This window comes from Flagellimonas sp. B-3 (genome assembly GCF_056857835.1).
Window position 1 is genome coordinate 27,914 of sequence record NZ_JBSXNW010000020.1, and the last position, 22,465, is coordinate 50,378.

Annotated in this window: 22 protein-coding genes; 6 read left to right on the forward strand and 16 right to left on the reverse strand. The window is 42.9% G+C overall.

The window, feature by feature from the left end; translation table 11 throughout:
* Window position 1: 1 nt before the first annotated feature.
* The 9 genes from AC13CS_RS09415 to AC13CS_RS09455 form a co-directional block, all read right to left on the reverse strand.
* Window positions 2-784: an ABC transporter permease gene (locus tag AC13CS_RS09415; protein WP_293162345.1), complete on the reverse strand. Its 783-nt coding sequence runs from the start codon at window positions 782-784 to the stop codon at window positions 2-4.
* Window positions 777-1,487 (reverse strand): ABC transporter ATP-binding protein, encoded by a 711-nt coding sequence (locus AC13CS_RS09420; RefSeq protein WP_293162348.1) that lies wholly within the window; start codon window positions 1,485-1,487, stop codon window positions 777-779. The genes AC13CS_RS09415 and AC13CS_RS09420 overlap by 8 nt, the downstream gene beginning before the upstream one ends.
* Entirely contained in the window at window positions 1,484-2,683 is a 1,200-nt protein-coding gene (locus AC13CS_RS09425; protein WP_293165224.1) for a nitrous oxide reductase family maturation protein NosD, read from the reverse strand. The genes AC13CS_RS09420 and AC13CS_RS09425 overlap by 4 nt, the downstream gene beginning before the upstream one ends.
* Window positions 2,684-2,815: 132 nt before the next feature.
* The gene (locus AC13CS_RS09430) at window positions 2,816-3,283 is read right to left on the reverse strand and encodes a pyridoxamine 5'-phosphate oxidase family protein (protein ID WP_163626392.1); all 468 of its coding nucleotides are present in this window, start codon (window positions 3,281-3,283) and stop codon (window positions 2,816-2,818) included.
* Between the two features lie 2 nt (window positions 3,284-3,285).
* Entirely contained in the window at window positions 3,286-3,720 is a 435-nt protein-coding gene (locus AC13CS_RS09435) for a nitrous oxide reductase accessory protein NosL (protein WP_293162355.1), read from the reverse strand.
* A complete protein-coding gene (locus AC13CS_RS09440) occupies window positions 3,717-4,340 on the reverse strand; it encodes a hypothetical protein (RefSeq protein ID WP_293162358.1) in 624 nt (207 codons plus the stop codon). The genes AC13CS_RS09435 and AC13CS_RS09440 overlap by 4 nt, the downstream gene beginning before the upstream one ends.
* 125 nt (window positions 4,341-4,465) lie before the next feature.
* The gene (gene nosZ / locus AC13CS_RS09445; protein WP_293162361.1) at window positions 4,466-6,418 is read right to left on the reverse strand and encodes a Sec-dependent nitrous-oxide reductase; all 1,953 of its coding nucleotides are present in this window, start codon (window positions 6,416-6,418) and stop codon (window positions 4,466-4,468) included.
* A gap of 25 nt (window positions 6,419-6,443) precedes the next feature.
* Window positions 6,444-7,025, reverse strand: a complete 582-nt coding sequence (locus AC13CS_RS09450) for a fasciclin domain-containing protein (RefSeq protein ID WP_293162364.1) — start codon at window positions 7,023-7,025, stop codon at window positions 6,444-6,446.
* 5 nt (window positions 7,026-7,030) lie between these two features.
* Complete coding sequence (locus AC13CS_RS09455) at window positions 7,031-7,543, reverse strand: c-type cytochrome (protein WP_293162367.1); 513 nt, start codon at window positions 7,541-7,543, stop codon at window positions 7,031-7,033.
* Between the two features lie 116 nt (window positions 7,544-7,659).
* Between AC13CS_RS09455 and AC13CS_RS09460 the strand changes: the two genes are divergently transcribed.
* Window positions 7,660-8,091 (forward strand): RrF2 family transcriptional regulator, encoded by a 432-nt coding sequence (locus tag AC13CS_RS09460; protein ID WP_293162370.1) that lies wholly within the window; start codon window positions 7,660-7,662, stop codon window positions 8,089-8,091.
* Between the two features lie 17 nt (window positions 8,092-8,108).
* Here the strand turns inward: AC13CS_RS09460 and mobA are convergent, their stop codons facing one another.
* Window positions 8,109-8,696 carry a molybdenum cofactor guanylyltransferase gene (mobA, locus tag AC13CS_RS09465; RefSeq protein WP_293162373.1) on the reverse strand — a complete coding sequence of 196 codons (588 nt, stop codon included), beginning with the start codon at window positions 8,694-8,696 and terminating at the stop codon, window positions 8,109-8,111.
* Complete coding sequence (locus AC13CS_RS09470; RefSeq protein ID WP_293162375.1) at window positions 8,690-9,067, reverse strand: DUF7009 family protein; 378 nt, start codon at window positions 9,065-9,067, stop codon at window positions 8,690-8,692. The genes mobA and AC13CS_RS09470 overlap by 7 nt, the downstream gene beginning before the upstream one ends.
* Window positions 9,068-9,264: 197 nt before the next feature.
* On the opposite strand from AC13CS_RS09470, the gene AC13CS_RS09475 reads away from it, so the two are divergent.
* Complete coding sequence (locus AC13CS_RS09475; RefSeq protein ID WP_293162376.1) at window positions 9,265-10,881, forward strand: carboxylesterase family protein; 1,617 nt, start codon at window positions 9,265-9,267, stop codon at window positions 10,879-10,881.
* Window positions 10,882-11,159: 278 nt separating this feature from the next.
* Here AC13CS_RS09475 and AC13CS_RS09480 read toward each other — a convergent pair whose 3' ends face one another.
* From AC13CS_RS09480 to AC13CS_RS09500, 5 genes are all read right to left on the reverse strand, one after another.
* Entirely contained in the window at window positions 11,160-12,203 is a 1,044-nt protein-coding gene (locus AC13CS_RS09480; protein WP_293162378.1) for an LLM class flavin-dependent oxidoreductase, read from the reverse strand.
* A 36-nt stretch (window positions 12,204-12,239) separates the two neighbouring features.
* On the reverse strand, window positions 12,240-12,509 hold the full coding sequence (locus AC13CS_RS09485) for an ArsR/SmtB family transcription factor (protein WP_293162381.1): 270 nt from the start codon (window positions 12,507-12,509) through the stop codon (window positions 12,240-12,242).
* Window positions 12,510-12,699: 190 nt separating this feature from the next.
* Complete coding sequence (locus AC13CS_RS09490) at window positions 12,700-14,097, reverse strand: Gfo/Idh/MocA family protein (RefSeq protein ID WP_293162384.1); 1,398 nt, start codon at window positions 14,095-14,097, stop codon at window positions 12,700-12,702.
* Between the two features lie 25 nt (window positions 14,098-14,122).
* Window positions 14,123-15,481 (reverse strand): TolB-like translocation protein, encoded by a 1,359-nt coding sequence (locus AC13CS_RS09495; RefSeq protein ID WP_293162386.1) that lies wholly within the window; start codon window positions 15,479-15,481, stop codon window positions 14,123-14,125.
* A 55-nt stretch (window positions 15,482-15,536) separates the two neighbouring features.
* Complete coding sequence (locus AC13CS_RS09500) at window positions 15,537-16,238, reverse strand: arylesterase (protein ID WP_293162389.1); 702 nt, start codon at window positions 16,236-16,238, stop codon at window positions 15,537-15,539.
* A gap of 43 nt (window positions 16,239-16,281) precedes the next feature.
* Here AC13CS_RS09500 and AC13CS_RS09505 point away from each other — a divergent pair, with 43 nt between their 5' ends.
* The 4 genes from AC13CS_RS09505 (at window position 16,282) to AC13CS_RS09520 (ending at window position 22,458) form a co-directional block, all read left to right on the forward strand.
* Window positions 16,282-16,959: an ABC transporter ATP-binding protein gene (locus AC13CS_RS09505; RefSeq protein ID WP_293162391.1), complete on the forward strand. Its 678-nt coding sequence runs from the start codon at window positions 16,282-16,284 to the stop codon at window positions 16,957-16,959.
* A gap of 1 nt (window position 16,960) precedes the next feature.
* A complete protein-coding gene (locus AC13CS_RS09510) occupies window positions 16,961-19,498 on the forward strand; it encodes an FtsX-like permease family protein (protein ID WP_293162394.1) in 2,538 nt (845 codons plus the stop codon).
* Between the two features lie 307 nt (window positions 19,499-19,805).
* A complete protein-coding gene (locus AC13CS_RS09515) occupies window positions 19,806-21,260 on the forward strand; it encodes an efflux transporter outer membrane subunit (RefSeq protein WP_293162397.1) in 1,455 nt (484 codons plus the stop codon).
* Complete coding sequence (locus AC13CS_RS09520; RefSeq protein ID WP_293162400.1) at window positions 21,250-22,458, forward strand: efflux RND transporter periplasmic adaptor subunit; 1,209 nt, start codon at window positions 21,250-21,252, stop codon at window positions 22,456-22,458. The genes AC13CS_RS09515 and AC13CS_RS09520 overlap by 11 nt, the downstream gene beginning before the upstream one ends.
* The last annotated feature ends 7 nt before the right edge of the window (window positions 22,459-22,465 follow it).

The following is a 22,465-nucleotide window of genomic DNA, read 5'->3' on the forward strand; positions in this document are numbered from 1 at the left end:
CTTAAAAATCCTTTTTTCCAGCTTTATAGCGTAAGCCCAAGATAGGCAGAATGGTCCATAATAAAAGAATTGCTATGGAAATCAGAAAACCTAGGTCGGTCCCAAAAAACTTTTTAAAAATGGCACCGGTATACCCCAATAGTGCCGAAATATCCAACTTGAGCAATATCAAAATTCTGGAAAGATCTATTGGATTTAGCGCAGTGGCCACCAAGGAAAAGGTATCCAGCGGATACTCCTCAAAAACAATCAGCGACATCAGAAACAATCCATCATAAACCACGGCCAAGAAAAGCCAAAGCAATACGGCATATCCAAATCCTTTAATTTTGTTTTCGTTGGAAATGGCAATCACAAAGGAAAGTCCCACAAAAATAAAGGTGAGAAAGGCCCCTGTGACCAGTAAAAGGGAAAAATCAAAAATAGCATTGCTTCGCAAAAGTCCATATAGCACAAATGGAATCCCCAGCCCCAACACCAGACTTAGCGTCAACGAACCTGCCACACCAAAGTATTGTCCCATAAAAATGGAACTCCGTTTTATGGGCTGCGCCAATAAGAGCTCGGTAAATTCCCGGGAATTGTAGTAGTACATCACTCCAAAAATGGTACCTATCAAAGGAATCAGGACAATGATCACGTTCATTAGGGTGATCACGGCCTTGGAAACATCGTTGTTCAAGAACAACAGCACAAATCCAAGGGCAAGGTAAAACAGAAAATACACGTAGCTCCATCGGCTTCGTATCAAATCGTAAAAACTGTATTTTAATATTTTAAGCATGGCTACCCGTTGTTATGGCCGCAATGGCGTGTTCAAAATTGGTTTGTTTGGTCTGTTCCAATAGTTTTTGAATACTTCCTTTAAAATAAATTTCCCCTTCCAGTAGGTATAGGATTTCATCGGCCATTTCTTCCACAAATTGCATAATGTGCGAAGTGATCAAAATGGTCTTGCCATTGGTTTTTTCTTTTTGGATCAATTCTTTTAAACGAATCAAAGCCCTGGGGTCCAGGCCCGTTGTGGGCTCATCCAAAATAATCAAGGGACTGTCGAACATAAAGGTCAATACAATGTTCACTTTTTGCTTGGTACCGCCCGATAGGGTGGACAACTTTTTGTTCAGAAAGGGTTCCAATCCAAAGAGCTCGATAAGCTCCGCTTCGGTACTTGGGCTATTTCTTAGGTCCTTGATCATGTTGATCAATTCCTTGACCTTGATATTTGGGGGGAAATTGGCAATCTGGGGCAGGTAGTCGATTTTTTTGCGGTACTTCCACCCTTTTTTAATGGATTGTTCCAACACGGATATTTCTCCTTTATCTGGGATTACCATACCCAGAATACTCTTGATCAAGGTGGTTTTTCCCGAACCGTTCGGACCAAGTATGGCATAAATGCGTCCTTCGTCAATGGAAAGGTCTATTCCTTTCAATACTTGGTTTTTGCCAAATCGCTTATGAAGGTTGTGTATTGCAATGGTCATGGGCGTATTTTCATTAAGGGTTGGGCATCTTTTAAATTATCGGGCGTAAAAACGGGGGATACTCGTTCGGAAAAATCAATAATATCCATGAACAAGCTCCGTAAAAGTACAATGGTCTCGGGGGTGCGGTTCACTACATAGGAAAATAGCTTAACAGGGCGGTAAGGGACATCCCCAACACCGTCTTTGTCCAGGTCATAACCCGTGTAGCTGCTCCAGAAATTACCCTCGAACACATTATCGTTGAGTTTGCTGTTGTAGGAGATATCAAAAGAGTTATATAAAAAATTATTGCCCTTAAAACTATTGGTATAGCAGGCTCCGACCACTCGTATGGCCCAGCCATTGCTTATAAAGTCATTATCGGCGTACTTGATGCGGTTAGAGCCTTCGATATTGATGCCGATGGTATTTTCCTCGAAGGTATTCCCCACAATCTCAGCATCAGTAATCTCTTTCAATAGCATGCCGTAGGCCGCTGTGCCCCAATTCTTGCGAAAAGTGTTGTTTTTCATGGTGATGAACTTGGAGAACATCACAGCAACTCCGGCACCGTTGTTTTCGAACGTATTGCGGGTATACACATCATGGTTGGAAAACATAAAATGGAGTCCGTAGCGGAGATTGTTCATGCTCACATTATCGGAGATGGTGATGCGGTCGGAAAACTCCAGATAGATACCATCCCGAGTGCCCTGGACATGGTTTTTAGCCACTTCTATATCCGAGGAATACCAAAGTTGAATGCCATTGCCCGAGTTATATTCGTCCACAGCTTCGCCAATAATTCTATTGTGGTAGACCTTGCCGTGTGATGATTTTTCCAAATAGATACCAAAGAACAATTGCTCCAATACCATATTCTGGATGAGGAAATTTTTGCTTTGTACCACCCGTATGGCCGCGTTGTCCTTGGTGTAACTAACCCCTACATTGATGACGAAAAGCCCATCCAATGTAACATCATCCGATGTGATTCTAAAGATTTCTCCCTTTTTTTCGCCATCAACAATGGGATAATCAATCCCTTTGATGACCAAGGGTTTGTCCACCAAAATCTCAAATTCCTTGTAGGTGCCTTTTTCAATCAACAGGGTGTCGTAGGGGGCAGCACGTAAAATGGTTTCCTTGATGGAACTGTTCTCGCAGGTGCTACAAACGGTCCAGGTGTTTGCCAAGCCTATTTGAAAGCCCATCAAAAATGCAAATCCTAGAATACGTTTTATATGTTGTACATCTAATTTCATAAAATAATTCGATTCTTGCACTAAATCCTATAGGTGGCGCAAAGTCATACCGAGAGCCATAATTTCCATTTTTTATTTGAATTATGTTAAATCTTCCACTGACTTTCCTGTTATTTTAGTTACTGCAATGCGGTATACCACGGGCATTTCCGCTTCTTGCAATTTTCCTGAAAAGTGGCTTAAAAAATGGGGGCGTTCAGCATTTTTACTGTCTATGGTTCGCTGTACGCCGTCTGCAAAACGTTTTAAACATAGCTTGGCACTATCTCCGGTAAGTTCTTGAAATGTACCATGTACTTGTACCGATTGCCAATTACGAAACGACTCGATACTATCCACTTGAAAAGAAACGGTATTGCATTTTCTGAGGGCGTTTATCCGATGTCCGTTGGATGCAAAACACAAAATACTCTTTTCATCCTTGTCAAAAAAATAGGTCGACGGTACTACATGAGGTTCATTATTGGCAATGTAGGCCAGATGTCCCACATAATTGTCCGTTAAAAGTCCGGTGCATTTTACCAGTTCCAAATCTGCGATTGTACTCATATTCAAAGTTTAAATCGGTTTTTAATTTCAGCCCATGTATAAAGTTCCCCACCTTGGTTGGTCCTAGTTTCCTTGGCAGTTTCTTCATTGGTAAAGGCACTTAGGTATTCACCCATGGGACTGGGAATGTTCTCACTGATCAGATAGGTAGCCTCTTTGGCATCCACCAGTTCACCGGGTTGGTCAAAATCATTGACCAAGAAAAGGGCCATGGTTGATTCATCTTCATCCTTTAATTGGTTCATCATACATTCAATGGCATCAAAATTAAAGACCTTGCCTTTTTTGGTCACCAATTGCGCGGCATGTTGTTTGTCCACAATGGTCATGCTGCAATAATGACAGCCCACATGGCCATAATCAATGGGTTTTGGTGCCACGGTGCATCCTATACTGCAGATAAGCACGATAAAGAACAATGTTATGTGTTTTTTCATGGTCTACTTTTTACTGTTTTTTGGTTTTTCCACCCAAGGAATGCGGCAAGTAATGTTAGCATCATTCCAGCGAACATTAACCAAGCTCCGGAAGCAGGTAAAGAGGTTACATCAAAGTTGAGCATTTTTACATGTCCCAGCAATGGAGGTTTATAGGTCATTGGGCTTCCGTCGGTGTTGGTCAATTTCATAATGGCATTGGGATCCAAATTAGTACCATAGTCTATCAACCATTCATTAAAATCGTACATGCCCAATACACCGAGAACGGACATGGTCAAGAACCATCCCAAGAACCATTTGTAGCTTAGTTTGTTCAAGTAGCCCAAAATACCGATCAAAACCCCAAGGGCAACCATAATCCCTATAACGATCGGAAAAGTACCAAATTCCCACATTTCGTTTGCTTTGGGCAGTGTTTGCATACCAATATAGTGGTTAAGGCCATCAATGTTCTGAATATCAAACTCGTTTACCCCCTTGAGCCCACTAATGTAAATGTTCATTCCCAAGGGATCTGGGTATTGAGGGGCGCCCAGCATGATGTTCCAAAGCGGAAAGATGTAGAGGCCCAATAAAAGCAACGGGCCAACAATCATTATAATACTAGCCTTTTTCATTTTTTATGATTTAAAAGTTACAAACTGAGTGTGGCTTTTTGGAGGGTAGATGGTATTCCAATTTGTAAGAAAAGCGGGCAGGTCGTGGAGACAGCCCGCTTTTTTCAATGGTGACTCAATCCGAATTATTCACCAAGTGACCATTTAAGCTCCACATTGGAGTTAGCGGGGGAAACCCTAACGTATCCTTGCATTTCTTGGTGCAGTGCAGAACAGAAATCTGTACAATAGAATGGCCATACCCCAACTTTTTTAGGCTCCCAAACCGAAGTTTTGGTCTGTCCAGGCATAACCAAAAGCTCGGAGGTGTTTTGTCCTATCATGGCAAAACCGTGCGGAACATCAAAATCCTGTTCGTGGTTGGTAATATGGAAGTATACCTTGTCACCAACCTTGATACCTTCAATGTTGTCCGGGGTAAAGTGACTTCTAATGGTGGACATATATACATGTACCTCGTTTCCTTCGCGTACCACTTTAGAGTCGGTGGGGGATAATACGGCATAGGGGTGTTTGTTCTCATCCAATCTATATATTTTCTTGGATTTTGGTGCCAAAATCTCAGCTGGGATTCCTGCGGCATAGTGAGGTTCACCATGCGTGGGGAAGTCATAGATTAACTCCATTTTTTCTCCAGAGATGTCGTAAATCTGGGCTGAGTGTTCCATTTCGGGTCCTGTGGGCAAGTACCTGTCTTTGGTAATCTTGTTTAGTGCCACAACATATTTGCCGAAAGGTTTTCTGGAGTTCCCTCCGGGAATCATCAAGTGACCTACGGAATAGTATGTAGGTTTCCTGTCAATAACCTCCCAAGTTCCTAATTTCCATTTTACCACTTCGGAAGAGATAAAGAAAGTAGTGTATGCATTTCCTTCATCGTCGAACTCAGTGTGCAATGGCCCTAATCCGCCACTTTTTACCTGACCTGCCAGCACATCTTCAAATTTGAGAATTGGAATGCCGTAGGCTTCTCCATCAAATTTTTCGCCTTCAATGGCGGCAATCATTTTATCAAAGGAGTGTACAGTCAAGTCTGCTGACAATTTACCGTTACCAATAATATACTGTCCGGAGGGATCTACATCGCAACCGTGGGGAGATTTTGGGGTGGGCAAAAAGTAAACAGCCCCGGGAACTTTTAATGGATCTACCGTCAACACCTCTTTTTTCATGGTAGTGGTAGCTGTATGGGTACTTTCATCGTATATATTGTGGGCGTATTCGGCGGGCACCTTGGTACCTCCGCCATTGTTCACATATTCCTCAATTTTCTTCCAGTTGACGGCGGCAATAAAATCCTTGTCGTTTTGAGAGGAATTTACCTCTTGAAGGGTGTGTGCCTCTTCTGTGTTATAGGTAGTGAAGAAGAACCAACCATGGGATTTTCCCCTTCCTGGATGGGAAAGATCATAGTTGAAACCGGGCATCATCAACTGGAATTTGATGTCCATGTGACCGTGTTCCGGGTCTACGCTGATAAAGGACAACGACCCTTTAAAATTGCTTTTGTATTCATTGATGGGGATGTCCCTTTGCGGAATGGGGACAGAGAAACGGGTTCCTGCCACTACATATTCCGTGTTTTCCGTGATAAAAGAAGAACTGTGGTTACCGGCACTATTTGGTACCTCAATGATTTCTTCGGTCTCAAAAGTGCTAAGGCTGATACGTGCAATTCTGGGGGTATTGTTCCCATTGATAAAAATCCAACGTCCATCCAATTCTCCATTGGTCTGTGATATGTCAGGGTGGTGGGCATCGTCCCAAGGCACAAAACCATGGGAAGTGTTGAGCATCGGTTTGGTTTCTTCGGAGTAGCCATAACCTGATGTTGGAAATTGCGAGAATACCGGAATTTCCTTGAACATTCGTCCGGAAGGCAATCCGTAAACAGTAAGGTTTCCGCTATAACCGCCCGACATAAAGGCGTAAAATTCGTCCTGCTCACCCGGAGCTACGTATACTTTTTCGGCAGCACTGGACGACAGCGCACCGTTCGAACTTTGGTTTTGTTGGCCGCATGAAACCAGTAATAAGGTTGCTCCCAGGGCCGTGATTAAATGACTATAGATTTTCATTGTATTAGTTTTTGTGTTATACTTATTATTGAGTAGGAGGTAGGATTACCTTGTCCACTACATGGACGATTCCGTTTCCTGCCGTTATACTTGCAATTATTTTGGCACCGCCCACATAAACCTCGTTATCCTTTACCTCAACGGCTACATTTTGATCATTGGCCTGGCCCAATTTTTTGAAATTCATCAAAAATTCTTTGGAATAGTTCCCAGGGGTTACATGGTATTTAAGGATATTGGCCAGGGCATCTTTGTTTTCTGGCTTCAATAGGTCTTCCACGGTACCTTCGGGCAGTGCATCAAAAGCAGCATTGGTAGGAGCGAAAACCATTAGTGGGCCAGCATTGACCAGTACGTTTTCCAAATCTGCTGCTTGAACAGCGGCAACAAGTGTGGTGTGGTCCGCTGATTCCAAGGCTATTTGCAGGACATTGGGCGTGGATTCGTCATCGGCTATAAAGGCTTGCCCTTTGTTGTTTTCCGAATTAATAATGGCCTCGTTTTGACTGGAGTCCGTTGTTTTGTTTTGAGACTTGTTTTTACAACTGCTGATAAGTGTGAACAGTGAAAACAATCCCATCATACTGAGTTTAATGGACGATTTCATAACGTTTATTCTAAGGTTCTAAAATATTCAAGAACTGCCCTGGCCTGTTCCTCAGTCAATCCTTGGTTGGCCATGGGAGATCCGTTGAACTCTTGGAGAAGATCTTTTGCCAAGGGATCTTCTTTCACCATGTTCTCAGGGTTCAAGATCATGTTCATCACCCATTCCGGGGTTCTTCTTTCCAATATTCCATTAGGAGCTGGTCCAATGAATTTTTTACCGATCCTGTGGCAGGCCAAGCACATTTGGTCATATACTTTTTTACCGTTTTCCGCCATGGCTTGGTCAATTTCTGCCGATAATTCAACAGATGTAATGGGGCCAACCCCCTTTGTGGTCATGTCCACTCGCTCAGAAGGTTTAACTTCATCAGTGGAGCTGGTTTCGGCCGGCTGTTCTGTTTGAGCCTTTTTGCGTTGTACGCTAAAGCCTTCCTCTTTTTTTTCCTCTTTCTTTCCACCGCAACTAATCATAATAAGGGCGAAGAGCAGGGCCATACTTTTTACTATTGCTTTCATGTGATCAATGGTTAAAATTTCGTTTCAAAAGTATATAGTGGCATAGACCTATAACATGATATTAATCATAAAAAGGATAAAAATGTCTTTTAATCTTTGCTTAACATTTTGATGCCATGCTTTCCAATTCATCCAAATATGCCATAAAAGGGGTACTCTATTTAGCTTTGAACTCCGATGAGAACCATAAGGTCATGGTCAGGGATATTTTTGAGGTAGTGCATGTACCGGAAGCTTATTTGGCAAAATTATTACAGGAACTATCCCGACATGGTGTCATATCATCGACCCGGGGACCAAAAGGAGGTTTCTATTTGAGTGAAGATGACCGAAGGCGTACCTTAATGGATATTGTAAGGGTAATCGATGGTGAAAAGCGTGTGCACTCCTGCGTCATGGGTATGAGAAACTGTGATATGGACAACCCCTGTGTGCTTCATAAACTTGTAGGGGCCAATAAGTCTAAATTTATCAGCGTTCTGGAAAATACGACCATTCTGGACTTGGTTGATGGCAAACAGAACATTGAGGAGTTTTTCCCATTATAGTCCAGAACTGCCTATAGTTAGGTTTCTTTTTTAAGATTTTGGATCGCTTTAAAATCTTCTAGTGTATTAATGTTCCATACTGACTTGGAGTGGGACTTGGGCACATCAATGGTTTTTGTACGCATTGCTGCCAGCAGTTTTAGCAAGCCCAGCTTTTCCTCATCAATGGCTTCCTTAAAACAAGCTATGCCACTTTTTCTGTAGATACCGATCAATGGCATAGGTACATCTTCATGTTGTACGATAAAGCCATCATGCTCATCATCAATTCCATCAATTAAAACACCAATGGTTTCCTTGCTCAATAAAGGGGTGTCACAGGCAACAACAAGGTTAAACTCGGTACTTGAGTGGACCAGACCAGTATAAATGCCGCCTATGGGGCCAAGACAGGGAATCAGGTCAGCGTGCCTTGTTACGCCCAAACTATCCAATTTTTGATTGTTTGATATGATGAGGACATTTTCAGCACATTGTTTTACTGTTTCTAAAATATGGGAGATGAAAGGTTTGCCCTCAAGCATCAAAAAAGCCTTATCCTTGCCCATACGGGTACTTTTTCCACCCGCTAAAACAATGCCCGTCAAATTTGAAGGATTCAGCATTCGGTAGTGCTACTTTTTGGGTTGGGATAATTGTCCGATTGGTCCTCGGTAGTGTTGTCCAAGCAAGCAAAATCCTTTTCAACCAATAACGAAAGCTGTTTTCCGTTGGGTAAATCCATTATGCCGCTAAAACCAACCTTATCCGAAATGTCCCATCCCGATTGTTTCTTATCGGCCAGGTACAGGGTAATGGTATTTTCCTCAAAAGAGGCCTCTAGGCTATCAATGCCTTTCTTTGCTTTTAGCACATAACTGAATACACTGTGACCAAAATCTGTGGTTTCCTTGTACAATCCTGTTTTGCAGAAGGTTTCCACTTCGGTCTTCGTCAATCTGTACCGTATCGAATTTCCTTTTATCCTAATCTTCATACGTTTCTTTTTTGGTATTGTCCAAATTGTAATTATTGATGATCTGGTAAATATTGGTTTCTGCCAGCAAATCAAAACTTACATTTCTTTTTTGTTATAATCATTCAAAAACAGGTGTTCTTTGATAAGTTATATCCCTGAATCAAAAAAAATACATTACATTTTACACGTAAATATATCAACTAAACAAGCTAAAAATGAAATTAAAAGAATTACTCTTTTTATCCCTAGTTGTAATAGGGATGGGTTCTTTACATGCACAAACCGAAGTTATAACCGGCGCAGATGTCGCTGTTACCGATACCGAATCGGGAAAGGTCCGGGGATTTATCCAAAATGGAATATATACCTACAAAGGGATTCCCTACGCAAGCGCGGAACGCTTTTTGCCCGCCCAGAAAGTTGAACCTTGGGAAGGCGTAAGGAGTTCGACCATGTACGGCCCCGTTGCTCCCTTGATGACACCCACTACAGAGGTTCGGGATGAACCTGAATTTGTTTTTGACCACGATTGGGGCTACACCAGCGAAGATTGTCTTCGTCTTAACGTTTGGACCCCGAGCATTGATGATAATAAGAAAAGGCCCGTACTTTTTTGGTTGCATGGGGGCGGGTTCACTGCAGGGTCCAGTCAAGAACTGCCATCCTATCATGGCGAAAACCTGAGCAATAAGGGTGATGTTGTAGTTGTTTCCATTAACCATAGATTAAACATACTGGGCTTTTTGGATCTATCAGCCTATGGCGATAAGTACAAGGAATCGGCCAATAACAGTATGTTGGACATTGTTGCCGCTTTGGAATGGGTGAAAAGCAATATTTCCAATTTTGGTGGCGACCCAAACAATATTACCATTTTTGGTCAGTCCGGGGGAGGAGCCAAAGTAAATACATTGATGGCCATGCCCAGGGCTAAGGGACTGTTTCATAAAGCAATTAACCAAAGTGGGTCGTTCAGGGGCAGTTTGTCCAAAAAGGAAACCACAAGGGCCATTGCAGCAGAGGTACTGAACCAACTTTCGCTATCCGAAGACCAGGTGGACAGTCTTCAAACCATCCCGTTCGATAGATTAAGCGCAGCGGGAACAGCAGCCTTGCAAAAAGTAGCCGAGCAAATGAATGCCAAAGGTATTGTTCCTGTGGGATTGAGCCTCAATTGGGGGCCAAGTATGGATGGGAATGTACTTCCGCACGATTTAATGTCCGACGAAGCATTCGAACTTTCCAAAGATATTCCCTTGATGTTGGGAACCACAAAAAATGAATTTACACCATTTATGAACGGACGTTTTTTCCAAGCATCCGAAGAAGAAGTGATGGCCCATATAAAGGAAACGTACAAGGACAAGGCAGATGATTATGTGGCAGCTGTAAAGAAAGCATACCCTAACGATACCAGACCATCCGACCTGTTGGACATAGATGCCACATTTAGGCCAGGGGCCGTTTTCCAGGCCAACAAAAAGTCAGAATTGAATGGCGGGGCATCCGTTTATATGTTTATGTTCACATGGCAATCCCCTGTTTTTGATGGTAAGTATAAAGCCCTGCATTGCATGGAACTTCCTTTTGTTTTTGATAATATTGAACGTGCCCGACAAATGACAGGTGGTGGACAGGAAGCCCATGTACTTGCCAATAAAATGAGCAGTGCCTGGATCAATTTTGCGAAAACAGGAAACCCGAACCACAATGGATTGCCGCAGTGGCCTGAATATACCCCAGAGGATACACCTACCATGTTTTTTGACAATACTTGTGAGGTAAAGCCACAGCACGACAAAGAGTTTTTGGCCCTGATGGCGGAGATGTAAAAGCGATCCAAGGTTTAATCAAAACACATCATAAAAATAACTACAAACTTGAGTTCGATTATGGTTATGAAATTAAATATACTGAAAAATCAGTTTTTTATACATTCAAAGACTGTGTCACTTCGAGAGCAGTCGAGAAGGCTTTTAAATTTTCGAACTGTTAAATAGATCTCGACTGCGCTCGACCTGACACTTTGAAGTTAAAACTCTGAATTTACTCTTCATTAACAATCGAACTTAGGTTACAAGCATGGATAACCGTCCATGCTTGTTTTTTACTACTCCACAGTAGATGTTTTGTGGACTTTGGAACTTTCATTGATCTCCATCATAATCTCCGCGAATAGTTCAGCCGATTTTATTCGGTCTTCGGCACTGTACATTATGGATGAAACCATTAGTTCATCAACCTGTGTTTCGTCAATAAAGCCCTGAACCTGTTTTTTTACCGTTTCCTTGCTACCTACAAATGAGTATCGCGTCATTTGCATAATGGCAGGGTGCTGTCGTACCTCTTGTAAACTCGCGCTCATTTCGGTAGGAGGTTCTATAAACTCGCTTTGGGTCCCCGACAAAATATTGATGACCATTCTTAAGGCCGATGTATACAAACGTTCAGCTTCCTTGTCGGTATCGGCTATGATCACGTTGATACCAGCAATAACATAAGGTTCTTGTAATACTTCCGAAGGTTGAAACTGCTCCCTATAAATTTCTAGGGCATTGAAGAGTTGGGCCGTTGCAAAATGACTGGCAAAGGCGTAGGGCAATCCTTTTTGGGCGGCCAATCGAGCACTGCTGGTACTTGAACCAAGAATGTAGATGGGCACATCAACCCCTTCGGCCAAGGTTACCCTAACTTTGGATGTTTTGTTGTCGGTTGAAAAATAGTTCTGAATTTTTTCAATATCGCTCGGAAAAGAATGCGTAGCCTCAATAAACCCCGGATTAATGGCACGGGCCGTTTGTTGGTCGGTGCCCGGTGCCCTGCCCAAACCTAGATCAATACGGTTCGGGAACAAATTCCCCAAGGTCCCGAATTTTTCGGCAACAACAAAAGGGGAGTGGTTGGGCAACATTACCCCACCCGAACCTACACGTAAAGTAGAGGTGTGCTGGGCCACATGGCCAATTAAAATTTCGGGGGCACTACTGGTAATGGCGGGCATGTTGTGGTGTTCTGCAAACCACATCCGTTCATACCCCAAAGTCTCGGCTTTTTGGGCTAGGGCTACCGTGTTTTTATAAACTTGGTTAATAGAGCTTCCTTTAGGAAGAACGGCCAGTTCCAGAATAGAGTACGCTATTTTTTTTGAATTCATATATTTATATGTATCGATGTATTGTCGAAATAAAAATTAAAGTTTTTTGAGGGCTTTCAAGTAGTTTTCCATCACATCTTTGTTGAGTGAATAAAAATAGAACCGTCCCTCTTTTTGAGGTTCGATCAATTCAGCATCCACCAATTTTTTTATATGATGGCTTACAGATGGTTGCGATAGATTAAGTGATGCAGTAATCGTGCTACATTCAAGTTTGTCATCACAACATTGGATTGCTTGAAGAATCTTCAAACGATTGACATCGCTCAAAGCCTTTGATATTTTTTCTACTTGCTTAAGGTTCAAAACGAATTATATATTGAAACATGTAAATATATCAATAAATATAATTGTGACAATGGTGGAGGGTGTAATTCTGGGCAAAACATCTCTTTTGGGGGAGACAATAGGATATCCAAAGTATGATAAAACAATCCGATGTACCATTGAAAAAGCTCCTAATGCCTCCAATATCTTCCAAAAGAAACTTGGAAATTTAGGCCAATTTCATATTTATGGGATCCCAGGTCATTATTTTCTTGTCAAAATAACTGGTGTTACAGGCCAAGGCCGGAGCCGCTGCCCTAAAGCCAAATTCAGCATCTTCCACCACTTCTTTTCCAGACCTTATGGCATCAAAGAAATTGGTAAAATGGTCCAAATGGGCACTATAGCCTTCGGGCGCTTTGTAAATAACATCGCCTTTTGGATGTTTATTTTGTTGCGCTTTGGTCCATTTGGCGTTGTAATCGGCCGCCATCCGATCTTGCATTTCCTTTGGAAAGGTGAATACTGAGTCGTACCCACCAAAACCTGGTGCTTCGGGCATTTTGCTGTACCCAACGGTAATATCATTTCCGTTTATGGTGATGGTACCTTCGGAACCTATCATTTGTATAATTTCCTGGCCTCCCGTACCGCTGATAAAGTTTACGCGCAGATTTAATTGAAACGCAGGGTGTTCCTCACTATCCGGGTATTGCATTACACCGGACATTACATCGGGCATGTTTCTACCATCTTTCCAATAACTAAATTGACCTGTACTATAAATATCTTCCGGTCCTTTGGAATTCGTAATAAAATGGGTTCCGCTCAACAAATGGATATAAAGGTCGCCAGCTACACCTGTACCAAATTCCTTAAAAGCCCGCCACCAAAAGAATTTTTTGGCATCAAACTCCATTTTATCGGTTACCTCTATAAAAGTGTCCCAATCCGTGGTTTCCGCACTGGCGTCGTCAGGAATGGTATATTCCCATGCCCCGATGGAACTTTGTCGGTCCCAGGCCGCTTGCACCATGTTAAGGTCGCCGATTTCACCTGCGGCCAAAAGTTCTTTGGCCTTGGCATACCCAACACTACTTACTCTTTGACTACCTATCTGAACAACCTTACCGGATTTTTTGGCCGCTTTCATCATAGGGTAGCCCTCCTCAATTTTGTGCATCATAGGTTTTTCCAGATATACGTGTTTGCCTTTCGCAAGGGCATCCAATGTTATTTGGGCATGCCAAACATCGGTAGTACAAATTAGCACGGCGTCAATATCATCCCTGTCTAATAGATTTTTATAACTTCGGGTAACAAACAGGTCTTTTCCAAATTCTTCTTGGGCCCGGACCAACCTGCCTTTGTACAGGTCACAGATACCCGCAAGTTCAACCCCGGGAACTTGTAGCGCGGTGTTTAGGTCAAAATGCCCTTGTACCCCGTATCCGATTACTCCGATTCTTATTTTATCGTTGTTAGAAAATCCTTTTTCATATCGTAACATGCGCTCTTCTGCTTTTTTTTGTGCTGCAAAAGATGCGAATGGGGTGGCAGCAGAGGCCAAAGTAGTGGCTCCTATCTGTCGTAAAAATTTTCTTCTTTTGTTTGAATTGTTTTTCATCAATTGTTGATTTTATATATAGGTTTTAGTTTACTGAATAACTCACAAAGGCCAATTTTTTACTGTCCGGACTCCAAGAAGGCACATTGATGGTACCTTGGCCACCAAAGAAAACAGGGGTAATATCTTTTATGGCCTTCGTCTCAATGTTCATAAGCCTAAGTTTTACTTGTTTGCCGAACAAATGGTCTTGCTTTTGGTCGGAAGTGTAGGCGATATACGCAATCCATTTTCCATCGGGCGATGGATGTGGAAACCAATTGGAATTTTTATCAAAGGTCAACTGCTCTTGCTTTCTTCCGTTGGCGAGCATCCGCCAAATCTGCATGTGTCCAGATTTATAGGAGTTGTAATAAATATATTTTCCATCGGGCGAATATTCAGGACCATCGTCCAGCCCTTCGGCCGTGGTCAACCTTTTTTCTTTTCCACCATTCACACTGATGGTATACACATCGTAATTACCGTTTCGTTCTGCGCAATAAGCCAATCGTTTTCCGTTGGGAGACCAACCGTGCCAGTAGGATGGCACTTTGGAAGTTACTTTTCTAGGTTTTCCACCTTCAACAGGCATCACATAGATAGCGGATTTATAAGGTTTGGGCGAGGGATCGGTCACATCGTTGTGGCTAATGGCCAGCCATTTGCTATCTGCGGAAATCCCGTGATCGTTGTTGCTCTGGTTAATAAAATCGGTGTCCAACACCTCCAAATCTTTGGTTTCCAAGTCCAAAGTGTACAGTTTTCCCTTACTGTTTACAATAAGATAATTGTCCGGATGCCAATTTGGAGCCTCAAAATGTTCGTTTATGGCAAGTACGGTCTCAATACTGCCCGTTTCAATATCCACTGTTTGTATGTAGCTGGTGGTATCAATTTTATTTTCTGGTGGATGATCGTAAAAATGGATGGATTGTGCCACCAGTTTCCAATGGGCATCAAACTTTTCCAAAAAACGAAATTCAGTGGATAGGCTTTCTTTGCCATAAGTATCCACGGAAACCTCATCATGCGTTACCCAAGCTGTATTGCCACCAATTTTCATTTTATGGTTGCTATGAAAAGCAAAACCACCATTCCCGATCATATCGGATGGAGGATCTATGATGGACTCTATTGGAATATCAATGGTGCGCCCATCCGCGGTAGATACCATAAAACGACTATAAGACCGTTTTTCCCAGTATTTCGTATGAGCTTCTTTGTCGCCCATTCGCCAAGTGAGCCCTTCATTTTCCAAAAGTTTGATGATAGCAAGTGAATCTTGCTGCTGGGAATACAGGGAGAAACTGCATAGTGCCCCCAGAAAGAACAGGAAATATTTTTGAAACAACCCTTGTGTGCTGCCAAAAGTATACTCCTGAAGTACATAAAATGACTTCATGATGTTTAGTTTAGTTTTGTGTGCTCGATAAATATACACTTTGCGCACAAAAAATTTAGAGCATTGGCCCTAAAACCTCCCAAACATTTTCAGCCACTAATTTTTGTCCCTCAACGGTGGGATGGATGCCATCCCCCTGATTGAGCTCGGGAATTCCAGCTACGTTTTCCAATAAAAAAGGAATCAATGTTATGTTTTCCGAAGATGCCAACTCTGGAAAAAGGCTCTCAAATTTTGAAGTGTAATCGGGGCCCATGTTCGGTGGAATCTTCATTCCCGCAAGAATGATCTTGGCATTGGGCAATTTGCTTTGGACGGTGTCCACCATGCTTTGAAGATTCGATTCCGTTTCCCTAAGCGGGACACCCCGCAGCCCATCATTGGCACCCAATTCTATGATAATGAAGTCGATATCGTCTTCCAAAACCCATTCCAACCTATTTTTTCCGCTTGCCGTGGTTTCTCCACTGAGCCCGGCATTGATTACGGTATAGTCCAAACCCAAAGAGTCTATTTTTTGTTGGATAAGCGCGGGAAAGGCCTGACTGACCTCCAACCCATAGCCGGCGGTTAGACTATCACCAAAAAACAAGATTTTTTTATTGGAATCGGGGGTCTCGGTTACGGTTGTTTCTTGGGGTGGAGAGGTCTCCTCGGCATCCTTTTTAGCATTCTTTTCCCCACAACCAAGGAGTAGTAGCGATAAAAAATAACAAAACATTAACGGTAATGGGAAGCTCGGGGTTTTCTTGGTCATGATCTATTTTAGTATTTTGAGAGTTTTTAATCTAAAGCGTGGTATGTCAAAGATATTAAAAGTTCAACACCTCTCTAAAACCTATCGAAGTGGGGAACACGACCTCAATGTACTCAACAATGTTTCATTTGAAGTGGGAAGTGGAGAAAGTTTTGCGATTGTCGGCCCATCGGGCAGTGGAAAAACCACCTTGTTGGGACTCTGTGCGGGATTGGATACCACGGATGAAGGCGAGATTTGGCTTTGCGGCCAAAATTTGTTTGAACTTGATGAAGACGGAAGGGCACGATTACGAAATCAAAATGTAGGTTTTGTTTTTCAGGACTTTCAATTGCTCCCTACATTGACCGCTTTGGAAAATGTGATTGTTCCCTTGGAACTTCGAGGTGTTAAAAAAGCCGCGGATCTGGGGAAGGAACTTTTGACCAAGGTTGGATTGCAGGATAGGGAAGGCCATTATCCGTCCCAATTATCGGGCGGGGAGCAACAGCGTGTTGCATTGGCGCGTGCCTTTGCCAACAAACCTGCCATACTTTTTGCCGATGAGCCCACAGGAAACCTAGACGATGAAACAGGTACCAAAATAGAAGATTTGCTTTTTGAACTCAACAAAGAGCAGGGCACCGCACTTGTAATCGTGACCCATGATCTGGAGCTGGCCAAAAAAACAGATAAAAGTATTCGCCTAAGATCGGGTAAAATCGAGGAAACCGTTGGTTAATATGGGGAAGCACAACACTGGATTTTCTTGGTTGCTAAAAATGGCATGGCGCGATGGCAAGGCAAGTTATGGTAAACTATTATTGTTTGTATTCTCTATAACCTTGGGCGTGGCCGCTGTGGTCAGTGTCCAGTCATTTAGTGGATTGCTAAAAGAAAACATTGCTAAACAGTCCAAAGCACTTTTGGGTGCGGATTACCTTATAGAAAGTGATAAGCCCGTCAACGATAAAGTAATGGGGATTATGGATTCCTTGGGAGGGGCCGATGCACGCGAGATCAATTTTCTGTCCATGGCAGCCTTTCCTGGAAATAATGGTACCAAGCTCATGGAGGTTAGGGGAGTGGAAGGCGGTTTTCCATTTTATGGAGAATTGGAAACCACGCCCGTTTCAGCGGTAAACGATTTTAGAAATGGTGGAGCATTGGTGGATGCCACTACCATGCTTCAGCTCAACCTAAAGGTTGGCGACAGTATAAAGTTGGGGGCAGTTACCCTTCCCATAGCAGGGGAATTGGAAACAGTTCCTGGCAGTACTTCGGTTTTTGGGGCGATTGCACCACCTGTTTTGATTCCTTTTCAATTTATTGAATCAACAGGTCTGGTACAAACAGGTAGTCGGGTTGAGTACAAATATTATTTCACGGCCGATGAAGGCCAAGATATGGCCGTCTTGGGCGAAAAAGTGGAACCCATACTGGATGCCGAAGAAGCCGATTTGGACACCCACCTATCCGAAGCTCGACGCTTGGGACGCCGTTACGAAAATTTTGGAAAATTTCTCAATCTGGTCGGTTTTATAGCATTGCTTTTGGGGTGTGTAGGTATTGCCAGTGGCATGGGAATTTATGTTCAAATGAAGATAAAATCCATTGCCGTGCTCAAATGTTTGGGGGCTTCAAAACGGCAGAGTTACCTTATCTTCTTTATTCAAATAGCCTGTATGGGAATCTTGGGTGGATTGCTGGGAACAGCCATTGGTTATTCGCTCCAACAATTGTTTCCCATTCTTTTGGGTGATTTATTGCCCGTGGATGTTGATATTGCCCTATCCCTTCAAAGTGTATTGCTGGGACTTTCGTTGGGATTGGCGATGTCCGTGCTCTTTGCCCTTTATCCTTTAATGAAAACCTTGTATGTTTCGCCTTTGCAGGCCTTGCGCGTGGTTCAGGAAACCAAATCCCGATCAAAGCGGGCCACCATGGCAGTTGGTTTGGGCATTGTGTTGTTTATATTCAGTTTTTCGTTTTGGTTGCTTGGCGACTTCATGCGCTCCTTGTTTTTTGTTGGAGGGCTTTTGGTCGTCTTTTTGGTTTTGACGGCAGTAGCCCGATTCTTTATGGCCATGTTGAAAAAATTTTTCCCGTATTCGTGGAGTTTTATTGCCCGCCAGAGTTTGAAGAATTTATTCAGACCTCAAAATCAAACCTTGGTATTGGTATTGGCCATTGGCATCGGAACTTTTTTGATAAGCACCCTGTACTTTACAAAGGATATGCTCTTGGAAAAGGCGGCCATTGAAGATAGCGCCAACAGTGCCAACATGATTTTGATGGACATTCAGAACCAACAAGTTGATGATATTTCCAATAGTATCAAAGCTTTGGGGTATCCCGTGATCGATAAAATTCCGATCGTGACCATGCGGGTGGAAACCCTTAATGGAAGACATGTGGAAGCTATCAGGAAAGATACCACATCGCAAGTGAGCAGATGGATTTTGAACCATGAATTTAGGGTGACCTATCGGGACAGCTTGATCAATTCCGAACGTATTTTGGAAGGGGACTGGGTAAGCAGCGTAGATGCCGATTCCGATGTTCCCATCTCTGTGAGCAGTGATTTTGCCGATAGGGCCAAAGTAGCTATTGGGGATGCCGTTACATTTAATGTACAGGGCAGGATTATGAACACGGTGGTGCAGAGCATACGAGAAGTAGATTGGAGCAGGTTACAACCTAACTTCTCCATAGTTTTTCCATCGGGAGTACTCGAAAATGCCCCACAGTTTGGAGTAATGACTACTAGGACCGCCGAAGATAAAGGCTCTGCCCAACTCCAGCAACAATTGGTACGTGATTTTCCCAATGTTTCCATTTTGGATTTAAAACGAATCCTAAGTCTGTTGGAAGATATTTTGGGGAAAATCGGATGGGTCATCAACTTTATGGCCTTCTTTAGCATATTTGTTGGGGTTGCAGTGCTTATGGGAGCCATTTACAGCAGCAAGCACCAACGTGTAAAACAAGGAGCCTTGCTCCGGACTTTGGGGGCCCAAAGCTCCCAAATTTTAAAAATGATTGCCATTGAGTACGCCGTCCTCGGATTTTTAGGAGCTTTTATGGGGGTGTTGCTCGCTGTGGTGGGAAGTACCTTGTTGGCCTATATGTTGTTTGAAACCACTTTTACTCTTTCATGGGTGCCGTTCTTTGTGATACTTCCCGCCATTACCTTATTGGTTTTTGCCTTGGGTGTGGGAAATAGTATAAGTATTGTAAGGAACTCTCCGCTTTCCGTTTTAAAGAAGGAAAAGGAGTAGTGAACCCATATGGTTATCTTAACCATTATCCATATACCAACCTTGTGGGATAATGATTACAGCAACAACCATTGAGAGAGTTGGAGTTGAAAAGAAAGCTGCTAAAAATCCCAACCTTAAACAAATTGGGGAATTTTTCCTATGGGCGGAACCCTTAAATCCGTTCAAAACCTGCTTTTTGGGGCAATTTTTGTTGTTGACGGGGTCTGTACGGTTGTTTGAACGTTTTTTTTTTCAAACGATCTTGAAATTCACTTAATTAAAGTGGTGGAGTTTTTTGTTAAACTTAGTTTATCAAATCAAGACAATGGGAAAAAACAAAACAGAGGGGTATTATTTATACATCAAAAACAGACAAAGCTTCACAGTTTTGTTCCTTTTTTCTTTTTTTGGATTGCTCTATTTCAATTGCTCTCCCAAATATGCAAACCTATCACCTCCAATTGATGATTTTCAAGAGTTTACAGCTAGTGGAGATTCCTTGGTCACTGATAAGTGGTGGGAAGTCTTTAATGACGAAAAATTGAACATATTGATAGATAGCGCAATGCAGTCCAATTTAAACTTGGCTGCCACTTGGCAACAATTTTTGTCGACCAGGGCCACGGTCAGGTCACAAGCCTCCAATAAATGGCCGGCCATTGAAGCCTCGGCCCAGACGGCAAGAACCCTTCCAGAACCGGATTTCGTTGGTGGCGAGAATACTCAGTTGGGATTTTTGTCCAGTTACGAACTCGATTTATGGGGTCGTATCGGTACTGCCGTAAACGCAGAAAAATTTAGGTCAGAAGCCAGTTATTTCGACTACCAGACCCTTTCCTTGTCACTCTCTGCCGAAATTGCCACAACTTGGTATCAATTACAGGCCGCTAAAAGACAATTGCAGATAACCGAAGACCAGATCAAAACCAACGAAGCCATCATTAAACTCATACGTTCTCGTTTTGTGGGAGGTCAACTACGAGCGGTAGATATTTTACGGCAAGCCCAGTTACTGGAAAGTACCAAGGAACAGAAGATAATTTTTGAAACCAACATTCAGCTTTTAAAAAACCAATTGGCCGTACTTTTGGGTAAACAACCTCAAGAAGGAATTGTCTTGGATGGGGCTACAATGCCCACTGTTCCTGAATTGCCAAAAACGGGCCTGCCCTTGGAATTGGTTCGCAGAAGGCCTGATTTAAAACAATCCTTTGCAACTTTGTTGGCCGCAGATAGGGATATGGCCTCAGCGGTCCAAAGTAAATATCCACGAATTACTTTGAGCGGTCGCGGACAGCTTCGTTCCAATAATTTTGATAACCTTTTTGATAATTGGGCGTATTCTTTAGCAGGCAATATTTTGGCACCGCTTTTTTATGGAGGACAATTAAAGGCCGAGGTTGATAGGGCCACAGCGATTAAAAAGCAACGATTATACGAGTATGGGCAGGCTACTTTGGTCGCTTTTAGAGAAGTTGAAGATGCCTTGACCCAAGATATGAAACAAGCAGAACGATTGGATAATATTGCTAGGCAACTGGAATTGGCCGAAAAAAGCAACAAGCAATTACGGGTTGAGTTTTTAAATGGCTTTAGTCCATACCTGGATGTGCTATTGGGTCTGGACCAAGAACAACAGTTGCGAAGAGATTATGTTGCTGCCCAATTGCAGCACGTGCAAATAAGGATAGCCTTGTATCGGGCATTGGCAGGAGGATTTGATACGGGAAGAAATTTAGATGAACAAAAAAATAAATGGGACGAATTCTATGAGCAATAAAAAATTAATTTTGATTTGTTTGGCCATTCTCTTGGGAGGAATTTTGGTAACAACACTCATATTTTCCACAGAACCAGAAGCACAGCAGGAAGGAGCCACCATTGAAACCGCTATTTTGGTAGATGTGGTCTCGGTGGAGAAAGGTACTTTTGCCCCGACCATTGTGGCAACAGGTACCGTGCAACCCGTGGAGGATGTAATTCTCAGTCCTTTGGTTTCGGGGCAGATCATTCGTCGAGATCCAGCATTCACTCCCGGTGGTTTTGTAAAAAAGGGAGAAGTGCTGCTGCAGATAGACCCCTCAGACTATCAAAACACATTGGAGCTCCGAAAAAGCGAACTTTTGCAATCCGAAACAACTTTGGCCACCGAAATGGGACGTCAGCAGATTGCTGAACAAGACCTTCAACTCATAAACAACGATTCCTTGTTCGGGGATAACCCACTTTCCGATAACGAAACACAGTTGGTTCTCCGTAAGCCCCAATTAAATGCAGTCAAGGCTACCATTGAAGCTGCACGAGCATCCGTAAACCAAGCACAATTAAATTTGGACCGCACCACCATCCGTGCACCTTTCGATGCCCATATTTTGAGTCAGAATGTTACTGTGGGGAGCCAAGTAGCGCAAGGAGACGATTTGGGTAGAATTGTTGGGACTGATAGTTATTGGGTAACAGCAACTGTACCAATTTCCCGACTGCAATGGTTAAAGTTTCCCGAATCGAACTCAGAAAGAGGGTCTTTGGTCCATATTAAAAACCCATCGGCATGGACAAAAGGCGCTCACCGTGAAGGTTATTTGGATAGACAAATTGGTGCATTGGACGCTCAGACCCGACTGGCTAGGGTTTTGGTCAGGGTAGAAGACCCATTGGCAACATCAAAAGAGTTGAAAGGCTCCCCCAAATTGATGATAGGAACTTTTGTGGAAGTGAATATCGAGGCAGATTCCATTCCCAATGTTGTGCGCATCGATAGGGATTTGGTCAGAAGCAATCAAACCGCATGGGTTATGAAAGATGGGCTTTTGGAAATACGGGAATTGGACATCATCCTCACCGATAATGAATACGCTTATATAAGGTCAGGCTTGGAACAAGGAGAAAAAGTGGTTGTCACAAACTTGAGTACGGTTACTAACGGGATAGAATTGCGTACAGGAGGCAAGGAGACTTCGCAAGAGGAAAACGACTAAAAGTTGC